This window comes from Bacillus sp. AL-1R (assembly GCF_052180195.1).
In the GTDB taxonomy this organism is placed as follows: domain Bacteria; phylum Bacillota; class Bacilli; order Bacillales; family Bacillaceae_G; genus Gottfriedia.
Window position 1 is genome coordinate 3,597,477 of record NZ_CP197469.1, and the last position, 23,565, is coordinate 3,621,041.

The window sequence follows — 23,565 nt, forward strand, 5'->3', positions numbered from 1 at the left end:
GATATTAATACTAGGTACTAATTTTATTTTAAAATTTTTTTGTTTAATTTATTTAAATTTGGGCGTGTGAATAAAGAAAAAGTTGCTACGACAGCAACTATACTTTCAAATAGATTACAATTCTAACGTCATAAAAACACTATTAGGATCGTCTTTATAATCAGCAAAAGGCTTACAATACTTAAAACCAAAAAGCTCATATAGTTTTTTTGCTGGATTAAATGCTTCCATCGAACCAGTTTCTAAACTGATTCTCTTATACCCTCTGCTTTTCGCTTCTTCGATTATGTGTTGGAGCATGCGTCTTGCCACACCTTTTCTTAAATGAGCTGAAGAAGTTCTCATCGATTTTACTTCTCCATGTATAGAGTCAAGTTCTTTTAGAGCCCCACATCCAACTAATTCACTTTGTTCCCATACACTCCAAAACGTAATTTCCGGTTTCTTTAATCCTTCAAGATTTAGCGCATGGATGCTTTCAAGTGGGGAATTCTGTGCCATCCCTTGTAGATGTTCACTAATTAGCTTAGCAACTTCAGTTCCAGTTAAATCATCAACCTTAATTTCCACGTAATGACCACCTTATTCCTATTTTTAATGACTGTTACTATTATACTAAATTTGTCTAACTCTTTTTTAGTCACAAAAAATTACTTAATGAACTCTTAAATAAAATAGAATTTTATGGAAAAAATAATGTTCTAGAAGAAAAATAAGAAGTCAAAAGAAGGAATCTTAATGAATCGTAAATTAAATATAAGTGGTTTTCAATTCTTTTGTATGATTTTTATGTTTGGGGTCGGTACTTCACCACCTGTTGAAATATATGCTAGAGCTAAACAAGATGGATGGATTAGTTTATTATTAGGACTCATTGCTGCTTGTTTAATCTTTGTAGTTTATATTAAGTTATATGAATTATTCCCTGATATTCCTTTAACAAAATATATTCAAATTATTTTAGGGAAATATATTGGAAAAATATTTGCATTAATCTACATTTTATATTTTCTTTATATTACTGCAAGCACTTTACGTGATTTTGAGGATTTATTAACAATCACTCTATATAATGCTTCTTCTCTAATTTCAATTGGATTAATTATGATGTTATTAATCATGTATGCAATTTCTAAAGGGCTAGAAACTTTCGCCCGCTCATGTGAATTTATCTTTATTATCATCATAATTCTAGTCTTCATATTTATTGGATTTGAAATCATTTCAAAATTAATACAAATTGATAATTTAAGACCTGTTTTAGAACATGGATGGAAACCAGTATTTAAAGCTTTTCCGATTTCCTTTACAGTACCTTTTAGTGAAATCTTGACATTTACAATGATTATGCCTCATTTAAAAAAACAAGAATTAGCAATAAAAGTAGGAATTCCAGCCTTTATATTTTCGGGACTTATACTAATCTTATTTGCATTTTTAAATATTGCCATACTAGGTCCAGCCGTTATTGAAAGAACAGTCTACCCACTTCTAACATCAGTTAGTTATATTAATATTGCGGATTTCATCCAAAGGTTGGACACTTTCATTGTTATCATTGCAGTATGTAATGCCTTTGTAAAAATTACAGTTTACTTTTATTGTGCGGTATCTGGGGCAGCAGACTTATTTAATATAAAGAAAAGTGACCAGCTAGTTTACCCTCTTGGCATTATTACTGTTTTATGTTCATTATGGGTAGCTTCTAGTTTTCTTGAGCATCATTTAGAAGTGACCCATTTAATACCTTATTTGCTTCATTTTCCACTTCAAATAATTATTCCGGTTAGTTTATTATTCATTGTTCTAATCCAAGGGAAACTAAAAAACAATAAAGACTTGAATTATAGTGAATAAAACATATGCAGCAAAAATGTCAATATAAAAAGGCTCTAGTTTCTACTAGAACCTCAGTGTGTAGACAAAGTACAAAAAACTTGATTTTCAGACTGATTGCAAGCGCTTGTCTTTCGAGGCGCGAAGCCTGGTGAGGAGCAGAGTTACCCTAGACGGTAATGAGCACCGCAGACAGGCGAAGCAACGAAGAAAGCGAGCGTTTGTCAACAGTCTGAGGCTCTAGTTTCTACTAGAACCTTTTTATATGTGTACTTAAAAACTATCGTATTATTGAGTAACGGTAACAGTCTTAGGTGCCGATGTTAATTTAAAACCGTCTTTTGTAACAACATCTATTGTAATCGTATATGTGCCATTTGGAAGATCTTTATCTGGTGCCCATGGCGTTCTAAATGTGTGCTCATTTTCAAATGTTGCTGAATCTACAAGTTTTCCATTTGCATCTTTCACATTAATCGTCCAGTCTGCTCTGTTATAACCAAAAACAGAAATTTTTGCTGGTTTAGATTCGTTAATTCCTGTAGATGGAGAAACCGCCCATGTTTGCATTCCCATTCCTTGTGTATTATAGTTTTGATCTCCCCATGTAGTCCAAGAAATGTTTCCAGCGTAATCATTCGCTAGAATAACCAAACCTTTTGGCTCCGTACTTACAGTTAGAGTTTTCTGTCCAGGCTGTAATTGATTAACTTTACCATTTACATAGACAGTAGCTGAGTGAAAGCCAGATGCATTATCTTCCCCATTAAATGTAATAATGTATTTTCCATCATTTGGAGTTATCTTAATATCAGAAACTGTTGGTAAAACTGTATCTACAATCATTGGCATTTTAACAGTTTGAGGCCTAGCATTTGAATAAGCTAAAGTTGTTTTAATTACGTAATAATACGTCCCATCAGGCACAAAATTTCCTGATTCGTCTTTCATATCCCATTGATATAAAGAATAACCATAGTCACCGTTAAACATTATGTTCTTTCTAAACTTCCAAGCTTCACCAGTTCCAGTATATTCACTGTAATCACCTAAATATCTAAGCTGTTTTCCGGAAGCATCTTCAATAGAGATCTCAGCTTTTTCTAAATTACGTAAAACGCCCATTCCACCAAAAATTCCCTTATCAAAATAGTTTGAAGAGAAAGCAATATGGTTTAAATCAAAGCCTGCTCCATTGTACCCTAATGGTGCTCCTCCTTCTGTAGTATCATTCCAAAGTGCTGTACGACCTGCAAAAGAATCTTTTTCCCAAGCTGGCGCATCGATGTTACGTGGCTCATCCCATTTTCCATAAAAGCCCATATAAGGAACTGTGATTGGTACAGCTTTATCTTGGTCTTCTGCCACTGGTACAAGACGAACATATCCTTCTACAAAACTATTTTTCTTTAATGAATCTGGTAAAGATACATTAACCGTTAACATTTTTGTTTGCCCTGGTTTGATTTTCAATGTAGATCCTTTTTTATCTGTTACGATATTATCATTAACAGTGACTTTTGCTCCATTAATTTGTTCACTTGATAAAGTTAAATAATCTTTTGAATCTAATTGTCCATCATGATCAAAATCAAATTGCTTTGTTTCTGTCTTATCCTTTAATAAATCAACATATACATTGTATTCAAATTTAGCGCTATTATTTTTCCCTTTAGGTGCATCAAAAGCTTCTACATTTAATTTGAAGCTTGTATTTTGACCGATTTCTTTTAGGGCAACCGAACCAGCTTGTTCTAAAGATGCGTTTCGATTTGTCACCACAACTGGCGTATTAATCGCATTTTGAATTTGCATTAAACCAGAACCTTGAATACGTGGTGAATATGGAACTTCACTATTTGTTCTTGGATCCATAATCACTTTAGATGTATTCATTAATGCAATTTTCGCTTTTAAAACTGTATCTTCTGAATGTTGTAGTCCTTTTTCATAAAGTGACTGTAATACTAAAGTTGAACCACCCGCTACGTGCGGTGTAGCCATTGATGTACCACTCAATACTTGATATTTGTTCCCTGGAATTGTTGAATAAATATTTCCGCCTGGAGCCGACATTTCAGGTTTAAAATCTAATGTCGGAGTTGTACCCATTGATGAAAAATAAGACATCGTATCTTTATCAGGGTTATCTACCCAGTAATCACCAATATTTTGCATACTTAAATATTGGCCACTAGGCATTTTACTCATTTTATCTAATAATGCTTGACCAATTGATTTACTAGTTGAAGCAGTCGGTGTTGCAGATCCAGTAACTGGTAGAGTTTTATAATCTGACCAGTTTGAAGGAGGTATCATAATAATAGCCTTCGCTCCTGCTGACTTTGCAGTAAATTGAATACTTGAAACAGAACTATATGAATTTAAAAGTTTAACTACGGCAATATAATTTGTCTTTCCTTTTGGATAATCAGCTGCCGTTTTTCCTTCATTTACATATACCAAATCATAGTTTGTATTTGGTAATAGATTATTAGATACATTGAAAGCTTGTCCATATTGAGAATGGTCTTTGAATGGAACTGCTAAGCTTCCATCTGAAATTGCGTTCATATGAATTTTAGCATTTTCAAAGGAAGCAACTGATAAAGCAAATGGGCTTACACCAGGTGAGCCAACCGTTCCAATATCAGGATTTTCCGCAAAAGGTTTTACTGTTGCAGGTGTTAGCAAGGCTTGCGAACTGAATGCTGAATTTCCAGCAGCCACAACAACTAATGTGCCTTTTTCTGTCGCATTTCTGATTGCTTTTTGAATCGGATCGTAGTTTTCGTCTACATAGCCTGCATCACTACCTAAGCTCATATTAATTACATCTGCACCCATAGTAACAGCATGCTCAATACCCGCAATAATATCATCCTCATAAGCACCGCCACCATTATCAGAAAATACCTTTTCTGCTAATAGTTGAACACCTGGGGCAATACCGGCTACTCCGCCAGTTGCATCATCACCATTTGCTCCAATTGTTCCAGCAACGTGTGTCCCGTGTAGACTACCTTTTGTTCCAGGAATAACATCAGTATCGTTATCTGCCCAGTCATATCCAGATGGTACTTTATCTGAATACCAAGTTTCATTTACATCTGTTGTTGTTGCAAACTGGTCGAATTTATCCTTTGTCCATTTTTCTTTCGCTTTAGCTGCATCTGATAGTTTCATATCTTTATGAGACCAATCAATACCCGAATCTACAACACCTACTAATAAACCTTCACCTTTGTAACCATATTGCTCCCATACTTTTTGAGCTTGTACTAATTCTTTACTTGCTGCCATATTTTCTTGGAATGTTCTAGCAATAGAAACATGCGTAACTCCAGGGATCGACTGGATATCTTTTAAATTTTTATATTGTGTTTCAACACTAAAACCGTTAAAACCTTCAAAATAACGATGTTTTACCTTAAAATCCACATTTGATTTTGAATTTTTTTGTTTTGAGATTTCACCAATTACATTGTCTTGTTTTTCTTTAAACATTGCTTTTTTATGCTTAGGTGTTGCTTGTTCGCTATCAGTTGGTTGTTCCACTTGAACGATTAAATGAACTTCTTCATCTGGTTTAAATGTTTTCATAGAAACTCGGTTGTCTTCTTTATACAAGGAGTTTTCTTGTGTTAAATTTAGCTTATTCTTTGCAAATAAAGATGTACCTTCGTCAAAAGTTACATCAGTTGATCCAGTTTGAGGTGTAACGTTATCATTGTCCGCAAAAGCTAATGATGTAAAAAGTAATGATACTAAGGCAGTGGTAGACATAACTTTAAACGCTTTAAATTTTCCGTTTTTCATAACAACACTCCTACAATTTTATTCTGTATTTATTAAAATCCACCTTGGATCTATAGAGTAATAGTTAAATATAATGAGAAACTTATGTTTTCCTATTTATCTGATTTTCGTGGCTGTTAATTAAATACAGTTAAATTGTACATCTGTCATATATGAGCGTATATTGGGGGAATTCTACTTTGTTTATGAACAAATTTTTTTATCAAATACGTACAAATAAATGTCAAATTTAAACAGAAATATGTTATATCATGGAAAAAAACATATCTTTTTGTCGGATTTTTTATTTTTTGATCAGAAAAATAAGACTGAAAATTGGGTGAATTCAACAAAAAAAGTTATTTTTTATCTGAAACTCTATAACCTTGACGAAAAAACAGGAGAAATGTCCTATCATATCGGAAGGGGAAAATCCTAATTTTACTGAACATTTCGTTACTATATTAAAAATTTTTATTATGTAGAATAAACTCCTTTCAAAAATAAAAAAGAGCCATAAAAATGACCCCTTTTCCTTAACAATCTTATATTTAAATTAAACTTCTACATTTTCCCTAAAGAAAAACCTTCAAACAACTGCCCACCATACGGTTGCAAAACTTCATCAACTAATTTGATGATTAAACTCTTTTCACCAGTTTTATAATATAAATCAAAGGCCTCTACAAGAATATTTGCAAACTCTTCGTTATATTGTCTTAATGCACGTACAGTCCATTTTGAAGAACCAATCCATTTACCATTTGTTCTTAAAACGAATTCACTTACTAGTTCGGCCAGTGTATTTGCTATAAATAATTCTTCCGCTCTACTAGTGGAACCTATAAAATCATTTAGTGCATCCGTCATAAAATATCGCTTTATTTTAATTGTTTCCTCTGACCATTTTTCTGGACCTTTATCTAAAAGATCATTTGCTTCTTTTTTAATTTCCTCAATTATTCCTGCGTCCTTTAAGATGATTCCCTCAGAAACCATCCTTGGAAGCGAGGGTCTAGCCCTCTCAAAATCACTTTTAAAAAATTGTTTATAAGATGATAAATTATGTACAAAAACTTCTATATCCCATCCAAATTCCTTTAAAGACTCTCTATATGAAGAGATAAGGCTTTTATCGAAAATAACAATATCAAGATCAGATGTTTCTGTTGCCTCCTTGCGTACCACGCTGCCTGCTAGTAATGCTCCCTGACACTTTGGAAAGTATTTTTCAATAAAATGTTTTGCTGCTTCAATTGGATTTAGCTTATTTAAATCATTCATACTCGTATCCTCTTTTCCTAAGAAAACCATTTAATGAAAGAATACATTAGATTCCAGGGAGAACAAAGTCTTTCATTCAACTTATAAACTTGGGTAAGAAATCTTATATTTTTTTGACACCTCTATCAACTTCTGAATTTTTTCAGCAGAAGGTGGAGTTTCAAGTTTTTTAAACCCTTTCTCAAATGGAATAGAAAGTTCTTTTACAAATTGGTCAAAACCTGATGGATAAGCAGTAACTATGAAACTAGTTTCTTCTGATTTCACTTTAAATGTATGAGGAATTCCTCGAGGAGCAAATAGATAATCTCCAGCCTTTGCTAATATTGTCTGATCCCCAATATAAAAAGTAATTTCTCCTTCTAATACATAAAACGTTTCATCTTCTAATTCATGTATATGAAGAGGAGGTCCACCATTCTTTTTACCGTTGCAGTGCAAGACGCAAAAAGCACCGTTTGTATCTTCTCCACTTACTAAGATAGTGGTAACATCATTTAAAAAGAAGTAAGTATTCTCTTCTGTAATTCCTCGGTGCATAAAGCCTGCAATACTTTTTTGTTCGAAAGTCATTATTATCCCCCTCTAGCAACTTTTTAACTTACTAATTAATGCTATTCATAGAAACTTAGCTTATTCGTTCTAAATAACTAATTTCAGAAGTAAAAGAAATTAGGTCCCTCAATGCAAAAAAAGGTTAGCACCGCTAACCTTTTCATTATAAAGTTAATGATTTGGATACAAAATCTCATCAATTATTCCATATTCTTTCGCTTCTTCTGCACTCATAAAATAATCTCGATCTGTATCCTTTGCTACTTTTTCAACTGGCTGTCCTGTTCGCTCAGCAATTATTTGATTTATATGCTCACGTAATTTTAAGATTCGGCGAGCAGATATTTCAATTTCTGTTGCTTGGCCTTTAGCTCCACCTAATGGTTGATGGATCATGATTTCGCTGTTCGGAAGTGCGAACCGCTTACCTTTTGTTCCCGCCAGCAAAAGCATCGCACCAAAGGACGCTGCCATTCCAGTACAAATTGTTCTAACATCAGGCTTTATATATTGCATCGTATCATAAATTGCAAATCCCGCTGAAGTCGACCCACCAGGGCTATTGATATAAAGTGAAATTTCTTTATCAGGTGCATCTGCAGCTAAAAATAATAATTGTGCAACTACACTATTTGCTACATGATCATTTATTTCATCACCTATTATAATAATTCGATCTTTTAACAAACGGGAATAAATATCATATGAACGTTCACCACGATTGGATTGTTCAATTACATAAGGAACTGTCGTCATTTAAAAATCCTCCTTAAAAGCGTTAATTGGCTATGCAGCCATACAGAGAGTGCTTGAAGGAGATTGAGTTCGAGCTGACTGGAAATTACAAAATAACATTTTAGGACTTTCAACAATACGATCTAAGGAAGGGAGTGCCTGAATTAGTATTGTAGGATCTTGAACTTCTAACGCGATATGAAAAACTTCTTCAAGTTTCTCACGTTCTTCCTCATTCCAAAAATACTCAACAGAAGGGGATTCTTCTTTGTTCGTTTTATCTAAACGCCTTTTCGCTCGATGTAGGCTAGATTTTATGGCTATTTCTGTTGTCCCTAGCATATCTGCAATTTCCTTCGATTTATATTGAAATGCTTCTTTTAAGAAAAAGATAATCGCTTGTTTCGGAGTAAAATGTTTCAGTAAGAGTTCTACAGTATTTAGTTTATGATCAAGTGGATTATTAGCAGCATATTGGGAAAGTTCAAAATCAGAAATAACCAGTTCCTCTTTCCTTTTTCGCAAAGTATCAATCCAATGATTGTAAGCTATTTTATTTAATAAAGCTGAATTCATTTTTTCGTTATTATAGTATTTTACAGCTTTAAAAAAAGCTTCCTGAGCGATATCGTCACCATCCCAATCATTTTGAGCTAGAAAACGACAATACCGTTGCAGTTTTGGATAGTACTCCTTCCAATAGAATTCATCAGACTTTACTTCCTGATTTTCCTTTTCTATACTGTGCACCCTAAGCTTACTAGACATTGAATTCCACTCCTTTAATAACACTCTCTACCCTATAAACGTAAAAGAAGTATAAAAAGATACGGGGTCAAAAAGTTTTTTATTTAATTTATGTAATTTAAATAAAAATTCTTCTATATTTATCCTTAGTTTCTATTTTAATGCATTTAAACACATTTAAGAAAATAACGAACAGCACAAAAAAGCGTGAATTTTCTATCTCCACTTCTATTTATATATGTTTATTTTTGTTAAAACGCTTGATTCTTAGAGAAAAGGAGACATTGATACATTTCTTTGCTCTTACTCTCTCCCAGCAGCTTCTTTTATGGAACCAATCACTGAAATAACAGAACCAATTGCTTGAATCCAACTTCCTGTTGCTACTAATGTTTCAGATTCGGTCTGTACATTATTTTTATTAAGGTATTCTTCATAATAGCCAATATTTTTTTGCTTATTTATTTCTTCTCTAATTTCAAATAGTGCCTCTGACCATCCAATTGCCTGCAAAGTATTTCCTATAATTTGTGTTATGCTTCCTACAATATTTTCTGATTGACCAGGAAATGGAGTAAGCTCAATCGCATCCCCAACATTAACGCCTAATCCTAGAGCTTGTAACAAATTACCTGCAACGAATAATTTATAAGATGCTTCTTTTCGACTGTCAAAAATCAGCCCTGAAACAACCGTAATATTCCCACTAGCTGTTATTTCTTTTCCAACTGCTCTAAGTACTGTCCCTTCTGCTTCAGCATCGATACCATTTCCTGTAGCCTGCAAAACATTTCCAATTAAAGATAAATCATCTCGAACACTACTTTTTATGTAGTTGGATGGTGTAGAACCAATTGCAGCAGTAATTGTTCCAATTGAAACGATCACAGATCCCACTATTACTTTTGATTCGCCTCCCATTTTTTCCACCAACCTGATCAAAGTAACCTTTATCGTAGTATTATGAAGGAATATCAAAAAGTGTGTCTGCTTACTGTAACAAAAGCTCCTATTATTCCCTAGCAATCACAGTCCTGTCTTCAAACGAAAATCTATCATCCTTATTTTAGAGATTGCTAGCTTTTTTTGATTAATGTGAAGCAGCTAATCGAACTAACACGAAAAAAACTCAATCTAGCTAAGATTAATAGCAGATTGAGTTTTTATTCGTGTAGTATGTTATTAAGGTTTTACAACTGTCATATATCGTGTTTTTGCAGAGATTTTTAGTCCTGTTTCATCTCACATGTCACTTTATATTGTCCAGCAGGCATGTCAGCAGTTGGAGTCCATATTATATAAGCATTCTCTGTCTAACAAATATTCCTTCATTAACATTTTTTCGTGACATTGATAGTACAAAGAAGGTGAAATTAAATGAGGGATAAAAAGGTGGTGAAGTACATGAAAATTGAGACATCGAAGAATATAGAAAAAATCCGACGTGGTTTTGAAATGGGAAGTCGTATTGGCGTTACTCAGCTAGGAAGATCAACAAAATGGCGTCAAGATTTAGAAAATCAATTCTAGATCGAAATCAAACAGCCAGGATCTTACTATCTCCTGAAATTTATAAATCTCTATTAGATTATTTAGACAATGTAGATCAAGCATTAGAACAAGTTCAAGTTGAAAAATTATATAGCAATCGTAAAGAAATGAATTGGACTACTAGTGAAGATTTTGCGACAAAAGCAAAAGCAAGTTTTGCAGCAAGACAAGATCATATTCGGAAATTTTTAGATAACGATCAGTAACGAATTATTTTTCGAAACGATTGATCACATCGCTGGAAAGAATTGATTGTAATGGATCCAGAATTTAATTGATAACGTCGTACTTGTTCATGCTTCCAGCTTTTCATTAAAAATAACAATATAATCAGTATGTACATTGACAAAAGCTTGTACCCGTTCTTTGATACTTATTGAGTCTAATGTTTTATTAACGTTCTATTCTTATTAAATACATAATTTCCCTTGAAGAAAGCATCCTATTGTCAGGAGGTGGTTTTATGTCTGAACCATTACAACCAGGGAATAAGAAACTTCCTGATTTTAATGAATTAAACGATCGGATTATTGCTGAGCATGGTACAACGGGACCGTCTTTAGTTATTAAAACAAATTTGGATCCGAAAGATTCTACTGTGGATAATCCTTATTATCGTAATGAAACGCACACACCAAAAAAACCATTTAGAAACTATTTTGAAGAGTAATAGTAAAATGAGCTCGGTTTCTACCGGCTCATTTTTTTATACAAGAATGATTTTAACGCTTACGTACATACTAAGAAATATATGGCAATTTCTAAAAAGGAAACTGTTTATACTTTTCAATGTACTAGGAGGAATAAGAATTTGAGTCCAACAAAAAGTATGCTATCCGTCTTTGCCTTAGGTGGAATTAATGAAATTGGAAAGAATATGTATGCTATTCAATACTTAAAAGAAATCATTTTAATTGACTGTGGTTCAAAGTTTCCAGATGAGAGTTTATTAGGTGTTGATTTAATCATTCCTGATATTACATATTTAAAAGAAAATCAAGAAAAGATTAAGGGCTTATTTGTTACACACGGTCATGAAGACCATATTGGTGGAATTCCTTATCTTTTGAAGCAATTGAATATTCCAGTATATGCATCGAGATTAACGCTTGGATTAATTGAGCTTAAATTAAAAGAGCATGGTCTATTAGGAGAAACTGAACTCATTTTAATAGACTCTGATTCGGTGATTAAATTTGAACATTTTTCGATTTCATTTTTTAAAACAAATCATAGTATTCCCGATTGCTTAGGTATCGTATTTGAAACCCCTGAAGGAACTGTCGTACATACTGGCGATTTTAAATTTGATTTAACGCCTGTTAATAATCAATATCCAGATATTCATAGAATGGCCGAAATAGGTAGTAAAGGAGTTTTATTACTTTTATCAGAGAGCACAAACGCTGAACGGCCAGGTTCAACTCCATCTGAACGGATTGTTGGAGAGCATATAGTAGATGCTTTTATGAAGGCAAAACAAAGAGTCATTATTTCAACATTTGCTTCTAATGTTCACCGGGTGCAACAAATTGTTGATGCATCGATTATCACAAATCGAAAGTTAGCTCTTTTGGGTAGAAGCATGGTGAATGTTGTTCAAGTTGCAATGGAGCAAGGATACTTATCAATTCCTGAAGGTATGTTGATTGATGCAGATGAAATTAATAGTTTCGCACCAGAATCAATTACAATTTTATGTACAGGTAGTCAAGGAGAACCTCTTGCCGCTCTTGCTCGACTAGCTAGTTCAAGCTTTAGAGGTGTTGATGTTTATCCTGGTGACACTGTCATTTTAGCTGCTTCACCAATTCCTGGAAATGAGCGCAACGTATCAAAAATTATCGATAATTTTTACAATCTCGGAGCAAATGTCATTTATGGTTCGGGAAGCTCGACAGGAATGCATGTTTCTGGTCATGCTTATCAAGAAGAACTTAAACTCATGCTTACTTTAATGAAGCCAAAATATTTTATTCCGATTCATGGTGAGTATAGAATGCTTCATCATCATCGTTCTCTTGCTGAATCCGTTGGCGTCAAACGAAATAATATTTTTATTATTAAAAATGGTGATGTTGTCGATATTTTACAATCAGAAGCGATTCAAAGCCGAAGAATACCAGCAGGAAATATTTATGTAGATGGAATGGGCATAGGAGATGTCGGTAACATTGTCCTAAGAGATCGAAAGCAACTTGCTGAAGATGGAATGCTAGTAATCGTCATCACCATTAATAAAATGGAAAGAAAGATTATCTCTGGACCTGATACCATTTCAAGAGGATTTGTCTATGCGCGTGATTCTGAAAGTTTACTGAAGGAAGTAAATCAAATCGTCACATCATCCATAAACGAATTACTTGATGAAAACAAGCTCCAATGGGGAGTTATGAAGCAAAATATTAAAAAGTCCCTAGGACAATTTTTATTTACAAAAACGAAGAGAAAACCGATGATTTTACCAATAATCATTGAAATATAGAAACAAAAAACTCCCTTTTCAATTGAATGAGGGAGTTTTTACTTTGGATCGTTATCTATAATTTTAGAAATTAAATCGATCAAAGAAGTATTTTCTTGATCAAAATAGTCGTTCATTGGACAAGAACTATTTTCTAATCGTTTTAGTACAAACGGGATTGTGTAGGTTTCTATTTTTAATTCGTCATTTACCTCATCCCAAAATAGAGGCACTGCAACAGTTGGTTTTTCCTTTCCCCTTGTAGAGTATGGGCAAATAATCGTTTTTCCTTTAGCATGCTGAACATAATCAATATAAAGTCGATTCCCTCGATTTTTTTTAAATCTTTCGACCGTAAAATCATCTGGAAATTTTTCAATTAAGTAATGTGCAATAAAAGATGTAAATACTCTTGTATCATCATAAGTAAGCGAATTTTCTTTAATTGGAATATGAATTTGAATTCCTTTACTTCCAGACACCTTTGGATAGCTTTTTATTTGAAAAGAATCAAAGATTAATTTCATTTCTAATGCGGCTTTTATTGCTAAAGGAAATGCATCTGTATTAGGTGGATCCAAATCAAATACGATTTCAATCGGGTTATAGGCTTTATATGTTTGAAAAGGGATATGGTATTCGATCGCTAATTGATTTCCTAACCATAGCAATGTTGATACATCATTACAGATAATAAAATTATTTCCCTCATGTTCCTCGGTTTTAATAAAACTAGGAGCATAATCTGGACTATTTTTTTGAAAAAAAGATTCACCACCTATTCCGTTTGGAAAACGAATCGTCGTTAATAAACGATTTTTTAGAAATGGAAGCATATAAGTAGATATTTGAGCTAAATACGAAACATAGCTCTCTTTATTTATAGATGGATCCTTCCATATTATTTTTTCAGGGTTGGTAAGTGTTAATTCTTCTTCCAAATTAAGATTACCTAAAAGTAAACCATCCCAAGTACATTCATTCCATGCTTGTTTTAATTGAAATGACAAAAATTTTGCATTTGTTAATTGGTTGTTTTCGATACTTTGAAATTCAAGTTCAATACAGATTCCAGGATCTACAAATTTTATATTACCTTTTTTGCTTTTTTTATTTACTTCGATTGCTTTTATTAAAACTTCCTTCTCTTCTTCACTAAGTCCATTTGAGAAGGACCCCATTTGCAAAATATCATTTTCTTTTTTAAGTCCGACTAAAAAGGTTTCCTCTTTTTCATTGAAACCTAAAATAAAGAAAAAGCCTGTATAATTTTTATGACGTTTTTGAAAAAAATATTGATTCATATTAAAATCCCCTAATCTGTGAGCGTACATTCTTTAGGATCTTTTTCGATAAAAGCTTGGATACTTGGTTGTCTTAATGAATGACCTTCAGTCCATTCAATGAATTGAACTTTAACAGTTAACAATGGCTCAATCCACTGGATTTCCTTTATTCTTTTCGGTTGGCTACTAAATGGATTATTTTCTATTTTTATCGTATCAATGACTGTAGTAAGGTCTTTCCATTCTGATTTCGTTAATTTCCCTGTTCCAACATGCCCTATAAACACGAGTTGATGCTGTTCGTTATAAAGCCCTACTAAAATCGAATTAACAATTCCAGAGCGATACGTTACTCCACCGATTACAGCAATAACATCCTTATAATTTTTTACTTTTTGCCACGCATTGTTCTTTCCACTGATCAAATATTTACTATTTAAGTTTTTACATACGATCCCTTCTAAATTATGTTGTTTTGCAACTTCAAATAAAGCAAAACCATCAGTATGATTTGGAACTAACTGAATTTGCTGATTTGGTTGGATTGCTTCAAATAATAAATTTTGTCTCTGTTGGAGGGGTAATTGCGTAACCCATTCTCCATTGTAAAAAAGAATATCGAAAATCATATAGAAAATAGGTACGGCTTGTATAGCTGAATCAATCCGATCCATTCGCCTAATTCCATCCCTTCGCATAACCTCATGAAACGAAGGATTACCATTTTGATCAAGGGCGATGACTTCCCCATCTAAAATGATTGATTGAGCAGTCGTATAGGTTTTTATATTCGTTAGCTCTGGAAAAATAGTTGTACGATCATTTAACTTACGGTTAAATAATTTTACTTCTGTCCCATCAAAATAAGTTAGGATTCTAACACCGTCCCATTTAATTTGCGAAATCCACTCTGGACCAGTTGGTACAATATCTGAAGAAATAGGTTCAAAAGGATATATAGGATTTAGCTCCATACCTACCTCCTATTTAACTCGTTGCTTTTTTAGGTGCTTTTGTTTTAGGCTTTTTCGGAGGTGTTGCTTGTCCTTTAGTCCGATCAATACTCGCTTGTAATGCAGACATTAAATCCACGACATTCTTTTGTTCTGCCGGTTTCTCCTGCCCTGTCACGATATAATCATTTTTATTTACTTTTTCCGAAATTAATTGCTCTAAAGCAGTACGATATGTATCTGTATAATTTTCAGGATTAAACGTTGTCGTTAATTGTTCAACTAGCATCATACCGGCCTGTAATTCACGCTCCGCCAATCCAGCTTTTTCAGGAACGCCTCCTGGCAGATTTTCAATTGCTCGAATCTCATCTGGAAAATGTAATGTTTCAAGAATAATAGCGTTTTTATATGGACGAATAGCAGCTAAACGCTGTTTGCTACGAATAGTAATTTTGGCAATACCGATTTTCTTACTTTTCTTCAATATTTCTGAAAGTAGTGCATATGCCTTTGTGCCACCAGAGTCCGGTCCAATATAATATGTGCGATCAAAATACACTGGATCGATTTCCGAAAGTTTGACAAAGTCAATGATTGATACAGTTTTTAGTTCAAATTCTTCTTTTAATTTATTCATTTCTTCTTCCGTTATTTCGACAACTCTACCATTGGGTGTTTCAAATACTTTAATAATTTCTTCGGGAGTAACTTCATCATCACAACTAGCAACCTTTTTATAAGAAATCGGCGTTTTACAATCTTTATGATATTGACGAAACTTTATATCCTTATCTTCAACTGCCGAAAACAACTTTACAGGGATTGTAACTAATCCCATACTAATTGTTCCTTTCCAAACTGTATGCATCTATTCACTACCTTTATTAGTTTTTATGAATAGCTTTTGTTAAAAGAAAGGGTTTAATTCAATTTGCTTTATTCGAATGTTTAAACATAATTTTCAAATAAAAAAGTTCACTCAAGGTTAAGTGAACTTTTTCTTTACTTTAAGCATGGGTTCTTGTTTTGGCTTAATATACTTTATGGATAAAAAGAGTCCGATTACAGCTAAGAAGATGGAAAAATACATCATATAATTATCTGGTTTTTTCATTAAGTATGCAAAAGTAGGTGGACCTGCTGCAACCCCGACAAACCTTAAAGAACTATAAAGAGAAGTAATAGTCCCTCTTTGTTCCTTCTCAATTCCCTCTGTTATTAAGGCATCTAAGCTTGGTAACGACATTCCGATTCCAATCCCACTAATCAATAAACTCGTGATAATCATATAAATTTCTTTGTTGATAATCGGCATGACAAAAGAAAGACTTATTAAGATAAATCCAATTACAATGAACTTTTTCATTGCACCTTTTTTATTTCCAATCTTTTTACCTGTCTTATAAGAGGTGTAAGATAAAGCAGCGAGTGGAATTGCTAACACACATCCTTTCCATATTCCGATTATGTGATAGCGCTTTTCTAATATTTTTGATAAATAAAAAAGCATACCAAATAAGATGAACATGATAATGGCCCCTAGTATAAAGATGGTAAAAAGCCATTTGCCATTATTTCGAAATATTTTCCGAATTGATCTGATAAACAGTTTAAACTTTTTCTTTCTTTTATCTTTTCTTTTTGATCTCATTGGTTGTTTTGGTGGTTTTACAAAAATTAAAATTAAAATAATTGATAGTAAGCAAAGGAATGGTACTGATAAAAATGGTAAAAACCAAACTACTGCTGCTAATGCAGAACCTAGTATCGGACTAAGTACTTTTCCAAAAGTGTTTGATGTCTCAACTAATCCTAATCCTTTACTTACTTCATTTTCATCTATAAACATATCCCCCACACACGGAATAACAACAGGCATTGCCCCAGCAGAACCAATTCCTTGAATGATTCTCCCAACAATTAACCACGCGTATGGATTTTCTAATTTCCAACAAACAAAGCCGGCTAAGGCACCTCCAATTCCCGCAATAATTAAACTTGGTATGATTACTTTTTTTCTTCCAAATAAATCTGACAAATAGCCTGCTATCGGAATAAGAATGATCGCAAAAACTGAATAAACAGTTATGATCATTGAAACTTTAAGGCCAGATATATTTAGTTGTTCTTCTAATTTTGGAAGTACGGGAATCAACATTGAATTACCTAAAGTCATTACTAGAGGTACTGTAGATAGCGCCCATAAACTCCGCGTTTGTTTTTTATCCATATTACCTCCGAGTTTTGTGTAACTAAAAACAATCACAGTCTTTATATTTCCCCAAGTATCGTTTTGGATTGAGTTGTAATTTTTACTAAATTAGATTTGATTAGTAAAAGTGGGGGCAAAATGAAAGAAATACCAATTTTGAAAGGAAGAGTGTTTATGACTACCCAAGTGAATACAACTAATTATTTTCATTTAAATTTATGGTCTGGATTTTTATTTGGACTTGGATTGGTGGCATTTTTCGACGAAACAGTTTTTCATCAACTTCTTCATTGGCATCATTTTTACGATAAGTCTACAACAAATATAGGTCTTATCTCTGATGGTCTTTTTCATGCTTTTAGTTGGTTTGCGACAATTGCCTCTTTATTTATGCTTGCGAATATAAGGAGAAAAAAATCACTTTATCTTAAAAGATGGATCGGCGGAGTTTTACTCGGAGCAGGCTTGTTTCAACTTTATGATGGGACAGTTCAACATAAATGGATGAAGCTTCATCAAATTAGATATAACGTCGATATTATGCCTTATGATTTAACTTGGAATATTACTGCTTCAATTTTGACTTTAATTGGGTTCATTTTAATTCTTAAAACGCGAAATAAAGGTGGTCACTTTGAGAGATAATCTGATAAATTACTTCGATTCGTTTGATCTACTTATTACTTTATTAATTTTCCTTTTTATTGTTGGCTATTTGGTTGCTGCGATGAAGCATCAAAAAAAGTCTTGGCCAAATTTACGCTCTATATTATGGATAACTGGTTTTGTTTGTATTTTAATTTCTATTATTGGACCAATTGCAAAACTAAGTCATCACTTTTTTGTCTTCCATATGATTATGCACTTGTTACTAGGAATGCTCGCTCCATTTTTAATCGCGTTATCTAGGCCGATTACATTATTATTAACATCATTAAAAACACACCATGCAAGACGTGTGACACGTCTTTTAAGAAGTGCTCCTTTTCGATTATTAGCTCATCCTATTACTACATTACTTTTAAATATAGGAGGACTTTATGTATTGTACAACCCCACCGTATTTAATTTCATTCATGAGAGTACCTTCTGGTTAATTTTTGTACATATCCATTTGTTTGTTTCGGGATATCTTTTTACTAGCTCAATCATTGCGATTGAACCGTTCCCTCATAAATTCAGTTTTTTGTTTCGCTCATCAATTATGATTATTGCATTAGCAAGTCATGATATTTTATCAAAGTTGCTTTTTTCAAATCAATTAGACAATCTCGGTTTTAATGATGTCCAATCTGGTGCAGTCTTAATGTATTATGGAGGCGATTTCGTTGATTTGTTATTGATTACGGCACTTTGTTATTTCTGGTACAATTCAGCAAATGCTAAGAAAACAAGCGCTTTTTTTTAATGGACTTTTTTCCCACATATATTCCTTCTAAAGATGCACAAAATATGAATGCATAAAGAAGGAGGGCTAAAGATGAATAAAATTTGTCTTACATTATGCACAGTATCATTATCATTTATTATTTCAGCTAATGTACATGCTGCTTCAACAACAGCAGGACCTGACGCTACGCAATTAGATCCTAGCTATACTCACAACGGTAAGCATATCAATAGAGATTTCGACAATGATTTTAATGATCCAAACCACGTTGTAAATGACACAAAGAATGCGGTTAAAGAAGGCTATTATGATACAAAAAATACAGTTAAGGAAGGGTATTATAATACTAAGAACAATATAAAAAATACAACAAATGACATGTTAAACAACGGAGTAAGTAATGACGGGAATTATTATCGAAGAAATGTTACACCTACTCCAGTTGCTAACAATTTAAATACGACTGACAATGATCGAAATGGTTTCAATTACGGATGGCTTGGACTTCTTGGATTATTAGGATTTGCAGGTCTTCGAAGAAAAGAAAAAGTTGATTAATCATAATAAAAACCTTATTGGGGCTTTCCTCAATAAGGTTTTATTTATGAACTATTTTTTTATTATGAATGACCTCTTTATAAAAATTAATTTTTTGCTCTAACATTTTATTCGTTTCTTCTAATGTTTTAAGCTGATTTTCAATAGACTGTTTATGCTCAACTAATAGATCTAACCTTGCCAAAGATGTATGCTCACCTTCTGTATATAATTTTGCATATTCTTTTATTTTATTTACTGGCATTTGTGTTTCTTTTAGCTTTAAGACAAACTTTAACCACTGAATATGTGATTTTGTATACAGTCTTTCTCCATTTACATTCCGATCAGGAAAAATGATTTGCTCTTTTTCATAATAACGTAATGTATGTGTGCTTATTCTTAACATCCGAGCAACTTCACCAATTGAATACATAAGTACCTCCAAAAATAAAAACTATTTGACTTAGAGTTTACTCTAACCAGTATAATGAATCCGTAATTGATTACAAATAATTTAATTTTAGTATAAACCAAATTAGGAGGAATTTTAGATGAAAAAATATACTGTCATTACAGGTGCTAGTTCAGGAATTGGTTATGAATCTGCTCTTGCGTTTGCTGCACGTGGAAAAAATCTAATCATCGTTGCTCGTAGAACGGAAGAACTTGAAAAATTAAAATCTGAAATTGCTAAATTAAATCCCGAACTTAATGTAGTCATAAAAACAGCTGACTTATCTGTTGTTAAAAATGCTTTTAGTTTATATGAGGAACTGAAAGAATATGATATTGAAACATGGATTAATAACGCAGGATTTGGTAATTTCGCTTCTGTTGGTGAACAAAATTTAACAAAAATTGAAAGTATGCTTAATTTGAATATTGAAGCTTTAACAATTTTAACTTCACTTTACGTACGCGATTATTCTACAGTTGAAGGTACACAAGTTATAAATGTTTCATCTGGTGGAGGGTATACCATTATCGGTAATGCCATCACTTATTGTGCGACTAAATTCTATGTGAGTGCCTTTACTGAAGGGCTAGCTCATGAATTAAAAGAAAAAGGTGCAAAAATGCAAGCAAAAGTATTAGCACCTGCTGCTACTGAAACAGAATTTGCAAGAGTATCATATAATTTAGAAGAAAACATTAAATATGAAGGCGTTCTACCAAAATATCATACTGCAAAAGAAATGGCAGGTTTCATGTTGGAGCTATATGACAGTGAAAAAGTAGTAGGAAAAGTTGATGGAATTACTTATGAATTCCAATTATTAGATCCACTTTACCCTTATGCAACAAGATTAGAACGACAAGATTAAGTGAAATGAAAAACTTTAGAGTCCTATAGATTAGTTCCTTAAATAAACAACATAAAAACCCGTCTATTATGACGGGTTTTACAGTTTTTTATAGTTTTTCGTATGCTGCTTGATATTTTTGAATATCTCCAGCACCCATAAAAATTAATACGCTATTTTTATGATTTTGTAAATTGCTGATATTGTTATCAGTCAATAGTTCAGCACCTGCAATTTTACAAGAAAGGTCTTCAATTGTTAAAGTACCTTTATCTTCTCTTGCAGAACCAAAAATATCACATAAGTAAACTTTATCTGCTTTTTCTAATGTACCAGCAAATTCATCTAAAAATTTACTTGTGCGTGTAAATGTATGCGGTTGGAAAACTGCTACGATTTCACGATCAGGATATTTTTGACGCGCTGCTTGAATCGTCGCTTGGATTTCAGTTGGATGATGAGCATAATCATCAATTAACATTTGATCACCAAAGCGTTTTTCACTGAAACGACGCTTTACCCCGCCATATGTTAATAATCTAGATTTAATAATATTAACATCGATTTCTTCATAATGGCAAAGCGCAATTACTGCTAAAGCATTTAAAATACTATGATCACCATATCCTGTAATATCGAAAGTAGCGTAATACGTATTACGGACGAATACATCAAATGTTGTACCATTTGTATGTTTTTCGATATTACGAGCTTGGAAATCATTGTCCTCGTTAAATCCATAATACATTACAGGTACTTTTGCATATATTCGTTGAAGATGTTCGTCATCTCCACATGCAATAATACCTTTCTTCACTTGATCAGCCATTTGTTGGAACGCATCGAATACATCATCTACGCTCTTATAATAATCCGGATGATCAAAATCAATATTAGTCATGATGCAATAATCTGGATGGTATGAAAGAAAATGACGACGGTATTCACAAGCTTCGAATACGAAATACTCGCTGTCTTTTTCACCTTTTCCAGTACCATCTCCAATTAGAAAAGAAGTTGGACGCGCGCCTGAAACTACATGGGCTAATAAACCTGTCGTAGAGGTTTTACCGTGTGCTCCAGTAATTGCAACGCTAGTAAATTTATTCATATATTCCCCTAGGAATTTATGATAGCGTGCCATCGGTATTCCTTTTTCAATAGCAGCTGCAATTTCTTCATGAGTATCAGGAAATGCATTACCTGCTATAACGAATTGGCCTTCTTTAATATTTGCTTTATCGAATGGTAAAATCGTAATATTTTTTTTCCGTAATTCATTTTCAGTGAAAAAGTGCTTTTCATAATCTGATCCTTGCACGGTCAACCCAGAATCATGTAATATTTGTGCCAAAGCACTCATTCCAGTACCTTTAATCCCTACAAAATGGTAAACTGTCATATTAAAAGAACCTCCAAAATCGATCACTAATACAACGGCCTATCTCTTAGACAGTATATGTGTGAATAAAAGAAATGGCATCATTATTTTATAAATTTGATGCATTGTTACTTTGCCGAGTCTAGTTATTTTTCAAGTGATAACTAACTTAAATTTTTACGCAATTAGTATTATATCACTTTAACTCCAATAGGACTAATTATTTTAAGTCCTACTATTAGGAAATAGATGGAAAGATAAATACTTTAAGTTATTTGCTAATAATAAAATACTATCAATCTTTAAATTGATTTTCTTGTCCCTTTATTGTCTAGGACTCATTTCTACTCTTTCTAATCGAGGATTTTCACGAAGCTTTCTTCCAGCTTTCGCTTGTGGCACTCCGTTTAACTCGACATTATCTCCTGTAAAGCCTACATTAACTTTTAATAAACTTCCGCCAACACCATATAAATCTACTGGCACACCTTGTTTCTCAAAAGCTAAGATTCTTTCTACAGTAAATCCACCGCTTACTACAATTTGCACATGATGATAACCTTCTTGATCTAGTGCACTTCGTAAAGCAAAAATTAATGGAGGGTTAACACCTCTAGGATCAAAACTTCCTAATAATTCAGGATTACCAATAAAATATTGATCAATCATTGTTTTTGATGTATCTACACGTACAGCCTTTAATTTACTACCAAATTCTCGTGCAACCTTTAAAGCGTCAGTAATAACATCATTATTATAATCTACTAAGACAATTAAATCGTCTTGTGGATAAACTTCTGTGTACGCACGCGCAGCTTCCACGACATCACCATTATACATTTGAATCAATGCATGAGGCATTGTCCCCATACCTTCATTGCCCCACCACTCATTCATTGCATGAGTCGCTTGTGCAGTTGCACCACCAATAAAAGCAGCATAACCGTCACCCGCTTGTGTCGTGAAATGATCATCACGATCACCCATGAAAATAACAGGCTTTTTAATGCCAGCGGATTTTGCAGAATGTTTTACATTGTACACATTTGTTGCAACAGAAGTACGTCTAGCCAAAATACCGTCAATAATTCCTTCTAAATAACCAAAATCAGCATATTTCCCTTTAATTGTTAATACAGTTTCAAATGGTTCAATCATATCTCCGTCCTTTAATGAATGAACAATAAGATTTTCTGGATGATCAGCAAAAGTTTGTAAAATCGCAATTGCTTCATCCGTGCCACATAATACTGCACTTTCTCTTTGGAAAAATTGCATTGTTACTTCAGTATCTGGCTTCTTTTTTCGGATAATTTCTCTAGTTTTTAAAAAATATACAGCTGAAAACCAGCCTTCTCCGATTCTCTCATCAAATTTAAATGTTTGGTTCGTTAATCGGCTTATTTTACCTTGTAATTTTAAATCTAATTCTTTTTCCATGAATCTTCACCTGCTGAAAAGTATCGTTCTTTTTTTCTAGTATGGGTTAAAAAAACTTTAACATTCGTTGCTTAATTTTTATCGAA

At 33.1% G+C, this 23,565-nt stretch carries 23 protein-coding genes; 9 read left to right on the forward strand and 14 right to left on the reverse strand.

Annotated features, from left to right (window positions below; all coding sequences use genetic code 11):
• Nucleotides 1-114 precede the first annotated feature (114 nt).
• On the reverse strand, nucleotides 115-570 hold the full coding sequence (locus ACSBO6_RS17290; RefSeq protein ID WP_098847510.1) for a GNAT family N-acetyltransferase: 456 nt from the start codon (nucleotides 568-570) through the stop codon (nucleotides 115-117).
• 168 nt (nucleotides 571-738) lie between these two features.
• On the opposite strand from ACSBO6_RS17290, the gene ACSBO6_RS17295 reads away from it, so the two are divergent.
• Complete coding sequence (locus ACSBO6_RS17295; protein ID WP_498843721.1) at nucleotides 739-1,857, forward strand: GerAB/ArcD/ProY family transporter; 1,119 nt, start codon at nucleotides 739-741, stop codon at nucleotides 1,855-1,857.
• Nucleotides 1,858-2,124: 267 nt separating this feature from the next.
• Here ACSBO6_RS17295 and ACSBO6_RS17300 read toward each other — a convergent pair whose 3' ends face one another.
• The 6 genes from ACSBO6_RS17300 to ACSBO6_RS17325 all read right to left on the reverse strand — a co-directional run bounded on the left by ACSBO6_RS17300 (nucleotide 2,125) and on the right by ACSBO6_RS17325 (nucleotide 9,876).
• Nucleotides 2,125-5,655: a S8 family serine peptidase gene (locus ACSBO6_RS17300; RefSeq protein ID WP_498843722.1), complete on the reverse strand. Its 3,531-nt coding sequence runs from the start codon at nucleotides 5,653-5,655 to the stop codon at nucleotides 2,125-2,127.
• Between the two features lie 543 nt (nucleotides 5,656-6,198).
• On the reverse strand, nucleotides 6,199-6,918 hold the full coding sequence (locus ACSBO6_RS17305) for a nucleotidyltransferase domain-containing protein (protein ID WP_498843723.1): 720 nt from the start codon (nucleotides 6,916-6,918) through the stop codon (nucleotides 6,199-6,201).
• A gap of 81 nt (nucleotides 6,919-6,999) precedes the next feature.
• Nucleotides 7,000-7,491, reverse strand: coding sequence for a quercetin 2,3-dioxygenase (locus tag ACSBO6_RS17310; RefSeq protein ID WP_098847498.1), 492 nt, complete (start codon nucleotides 7,489-7,491; stop codon nucleotides 7,000-7,002).
• A 153-nt stretch (nucleotides 7,492-7,644) separates the two neighbouring features.
• On the reverse strand, nucleotides 7,645-8,229 hold the full coding sequence (gene clpP / locus ACSBO6_RS17315; protein WP_098847495.1) for an ATP-dependent Clp endopeptidase proteolytic subunit ClpP: 585 nt from the start codon (nucleotides 8,227-8,229) through the stop codon (nucleotides 7,645-7,647).
• A gap of 30 nt (nucleotides 8,230-8,259) precedes the next feature.
• Nucleotides 8,260-8,976, reverse strand: a complete 717-nt coding sequence (locus ACSBO6_RS17320; protein WP_498843724.1) for a sigma-70 family RNA polymerase sigma factor — start codon at nucleotides 8,974-8,976, stop codon at nucleotides 8,260-8,262.
• Between the two features lie 282 nt (nucleotides 8,977-9,258).
• Nucleotides 9,259-9,876, reverse strand: coding sequence for a DUF6944 family repetitive protein (locus tag ACSBO6_RS17325; RefSeq protein ID WP_498843725.1), 618 nt, complete (start codon nucleotides 9,874-9,876; stop codon nucleotides 9,259-9,261).
• 483 nt (nucleotides 9,877-10,359) lie between these two features.
• Here ACSBO6_RS17325 and ACSBO6_RS17330 point away from each other — a divergent pair, with 483 nt between their 5' ends.
• The 4 genes from ACSBO6_RS17330 to ACSBO6_RS17345 all read left to right on the forward strand — a co-directional run bounded on the left by ACSBO6_RS17330 (nucleotide 10,360) and on the right by ACSBO6_RS17345 (nucleotide 12,991).
• Nucleotides 10,360-10,485 (forward strand): hypothetical protein, encoded by a 126-nt coding sequence (locus tag ACSBO6_RS17330; protein WP_498843726.1) that lies wholly within the window; start codon nucleotides 10,360-10,362, stop codon nucleotides 10,483-10,485.
• A complete protein-coding gene (locus ACSBO6_RS17335; RefSeq protein ID WP_498843727.1) occupies nucleotides 10,455-10,712 on the forward strand; it encodes a hypothetical protein in 258 nt (85 codons plus the stop codon). The genes ACSBO6_RS17330 and ACSBO6_RS17335 overlap by 31 nt, the downstream gene beginning before the upstream one ends.
• A gap of 257 nt (nucleotides 10,713-10,969) precedes the next feature.
• Complete coding sequence (locus ACSBO6_RS17340) at nucleotides 10,970-11,176, forward strand: hypothetical protein (protein ID WP_098847488.1); 207 nt, start codon at nucleotides 10,970-10,972, stop codon at nucleotides 11,174-11,176.
• A gap of 141 nt (nucleotides 11,177-11,317) precedes the next feature.
• The gene (locus ACSBO6_RS17345; protein WP_498843728.1) at nucleotides 11,318-12,991 is read left to right on the forward strand and encodes a ribonuclease J; all 1,674 of its coding nucleotides are present in this window, start codon (nucleotides 11,318-11,320) and stop codon (nucleotides 12,989-12,991) included.
• Between the two features lie 38 nt (nucleotides 12,992-13,029).
• Here ACSBO6_RS17345 and ligD (ACSBO6_RS17350) read toward each other — a convergent pair whose 3' ends face one another.
• The 4 genes from ligD (ACSBO6_RS17350) to ACSBO6_RS17365 form a co-directional block, all read right to left on the reverse strand.
• On the reverse strand, nucleotides 13,030-14,274 hold the full coding sequence (ligD, locus tag ACSBO6_RS17350; RefSeq protein ID WP_498843729.1) for a DNA ligase D: 1,245 nt from the start codon (nucleotides 14,272-14,274) through the stop codon (nucleotides 13,030-13,032).
• A gap of 11 nt (nucleotides 14,275-14,285) precedes the next feature.
• On the reverse strand, nucleotides 14,286-15,230 hold the full coding sequence (ligD, locus tag ACSBO6_RS17355; RefSeq protein ID WP_498843730.1) for a non-homologous end-joining DNA ligase: 945 nt from the start codon (nucleotides 15,228-15,230) through the stop codon (nucleotides 14,286-14,288).
• A gap of 13 nt (nucleotides 15,231-15,243) precedes the next feature.
• A complete protein-coding gene (ku, locus tag ACSBO6_RS17360) occupies nucleotides 15,244-16,080 on the reverse strand; it encodes a non-homologous end joining protein Ku (protein ID WP_098847476.1) in 837 nt (278 codons plus the stop codon).
• 117 nt (nucleotides 16,081-16,197) lie between these two features.
• Entirely contained in the window at nucleotides 16,198-17,442 is a 1,245-nt protein-coding gene (locus ACSBO6_RS17365; RefSeq protein WP_498843731.1) for an MFS transporter, read from the reverse strand.
• 156 nt (nucleotides 17,443-17,598) lie between these two features.
• On the opposite strand from ACSBO6_RS17365, the gene ACSBO6_RS17370 reads away from it, so the two are divergent.
• The 3 genes from ACSBO6_RS17370 (at nucleotide 17,599) to ACSBO6_RS17380 (ending at nucleotide 19,372) form a co-directional block, all read left to right on the forward strand.
• On the forward strand, nucleotides 17,599-18,069 hold the full coding sequence (locus tag ACSBO6_RS17370) for a DUF2243 domain-containing protein (protein ID WP_098847817.1): 471 nt from the start codon (nucleotides 17,599-17,601) through the stop codon (nucleotides 18,067-18,069).
• On the forward strand, nucleotides 18,059-18,832 hold the full coding sequence (locus tag ACSBO6_RS17375) for a cytochrome c oxidase assembly protein (protein ID WP_098847471.1): 774 nt from the start codon (nucleotides 18,059-18,061) through the stop codon (nucleotides 18,830-18,832). The genes ACSBO6_RS17370 and ACSBO6_RS17375 overlap by 11 nt, the downstream gene beginning before the upstream one ends.
• A gap of 72 nt (nucleotides 18,833-18,904) precedes the next feature.
• A complete protein-coding gene (locus tag ACSBO6_RS17380; RefSeq protein WP_286138426.1) occupies nucleotides 18,905-19,372 on the forward strand; it encodes a WGxxGxxG family protein in 468 nt (155 codons plus the stop codon).
• A 40-nt stretch (nucleotides 19,373-19,412) separates the two neighbouring features.
• Here the strand turns inward: ACSBO6_RS17380 and ACSBO6_RS17385 are convergent, their stop codons facing one another.
• Nucleotides 19,413-19,787: a MerR family transcriptional regulator gene (locus ACSBO6_RS17385; protein WP_098847468.1), complete on the reverse strand. Its 375-nt coding sequence runs from the start codon at nucleotides 19,785-19,787 to the stop codon at nucleotides 19,413-19,415.
• A 118-nt stretch (nucleotides 19,788-19,905) separates the two neighbouring features.
• On the opposite strand from ACSBO6_RS17385, the gene ACSBO6_RS17390 reads away from it, so the two are divergent.
• Nucleotides 19,906-20,679, forward strand: coding sequence for an SDR family NAD(P)-dependent oxidoreductase (locus tag ACSBO6_RS17390; protein ID WP_098847465.1), 774 nt, complete (start codon nucleotides 19,906-19,908; stop codon nucleotides 20,677-20,679).
• Between the two features lie 88 nt (nucleotides 20,680-20,767).
• Here ACSBO6_RS17390 and murC read toward each other — a convergent pair whose 3' ends face one another.
• Both murC and ACSBO6_RS17400 read right to left on the reverse strand, forming a co-directional pair.
• Nucleotides 20,768-22,060, reverse strand: a complete 1,293-nt coding sequence (gene murC, locus ACSBO6_RS17395; protein ID WP_098847462.1) for a UDP-N-acetylmuramate--L-alanine ligase — start codon at nucleotides 22,058-22,060, stop codon at nucleotides 20,768-20,770.
• Nucleotides 22,061-22,363: 303 nt separating this feature from the next.
• Complete coding sequence (locus ACSBO6_RS17400) at nucleotides 22,364-23,479, reverse strand: nicotinate phosphoribosyltransferase (RefSeq protein WP_098847459.1); 1,116 nt, start codon at nucleotides 23,477-23,479, stop codon at nucleotides 22,364-22,366.
• Between the last annotated feature and the right edge of the window lie 86 nt (nucleotides 23,480-23,565).

Bases quoted from the DNA above. Each gene is read 5' to 3' on its own strand.
- ACSBO6_RS17325 (WP_498843725.1), bottom strand. From the start codon at position 9,876: ATGGGAGGCGAATCAAAAGTAATAGTGGGATCTGTGATCGTTTCAATT.
- ACSBO6_RS17370 (WP_098847817.1), top strand. From the start codon at position 17,599: ATGACTACCCAAGTGAATACAACTAATTATTTTCATTTAAATTTATGG.
- murC (WP_098847462.1), bottom strand. From the start codon at position 22,060: ATGACAGTTTACCATTTTGTAGGGATTAAAGGTACTGGAATGAGTGCT.
- ligD (WP_498843729.1), bottom strand. From the start codon at position 14,274: ATGAATCAATATTTTTTTCAAAAACGTCATAAAAATTATACAGGCTTT.
- ACSBO6_RS17380 (WP_286138426.1), top strand. From the start codon at position 18,905: ATGAATAAAATTTGTCTTACATTATGCACAGTATCATTATCATTTATT.
- ACSBO6_RS17385 (WP_098847468.1), bottom strand. From the start codon at position 19,787: ATGTATTCAATTGGTGAAGTTGCTCGGATGTTAAGAATAAGCACACAT.
- ACSBO6_RS17365 (WP_498843731.1), bottom strand. From the start codon at position 17,442: ATGGATAAAAAACAAACGCGGAGTTTATGGGCGCTATCTACAGTACCT.
- clpP (WP_098847495.1), bottom strand. From the start codon at position 8,229: ATGACGACAGTTCCTTATGTAATTGAACAATCCAATCGTGGTGAACGT.
- ACSBO6_RS17340 (WP_098847488.1), top strand. From the start codon at position 10,970: ATGTCTGAACCATTACAACCAGGGAATAAGAAACTTCCTGATTTTAAT.
- ACSBO6_RS17295 (WP_498843721.1), top strand. From the start codon at position 739: ATGAATCGTAAATTAAATATAAGTGGTTTTCAATTCTTTTGTATGATT.
- ku (WP_098847476.1), bottom strand. From the start codon at position 16,080: ATGCATACAGTTTGGAAAGGAACAATTAGTATGGGATTAGTTACAATC.
- ACSBO6_RS17335 (WP_498843727.1), top strand. From the start codon at position 10,455: ATGGCGTCAAGATTTAGAAAATCAATTCTAGATCGAAATCAAACAGCC.
- ACSBO6_RS17330 (WP_498843726.1), top strand. From the start codon at position 10,360: ATGAAAATTGAGACATCGAAGAATATAGAAAAAATCCGACGTGGTTTT.
- ACSBO6_RS17320 (WP_498843724.1), bottom strand. From the start codon at position 8,976: ATGTCTAGTAAGCTTAGGGTGCACAGTATAGAAAAGGAAAATCAGGAA.
- ligD (WP_498843730.1), bottom strand. From the start codon at position 15,230: ATGGAGCTAAATCCTATATATCCTTTTGAACCTATTTCTTCAGATATT.
- ACSBO6_RS17390 (WP_098847465.1), top strand. From the start codon at position 19,906: ATGAAAAAATATACTGTCATTACAGGTGCTAGTTCAGGAATTGGTTAT.
- ACSBO6_RS17300 (WP_498843722.1), bottom strand. From the start codon at position 5,655: ATGAAAAACGGAAAATTTAAAGCGTTTAAAGTTATGTCTACCACTGCC.
- ACSBO6_RS17305 (WP_498843723.1), bottom strand. From the start codon at position 6,918: ATGAATGATTTAAATAAGCTAAATCCAATTGAAGCAGCAAAACATTTT.
- ACSBO6_RS17310 (WP_098847498.1), bottom strand. From the start codon at position 7,491: ATGACTTTCGAACAAAAAAGTATTGCAGGCTTTATGCACCGAGGAATT.
- ACSBO6_RS17400 (WP_098847459.1), bottom strand. From the start codon at position 23,479: ATGGAAAAAGAATTAGATTTAAAATTACAAGGTAAAATAAGCCGATTA.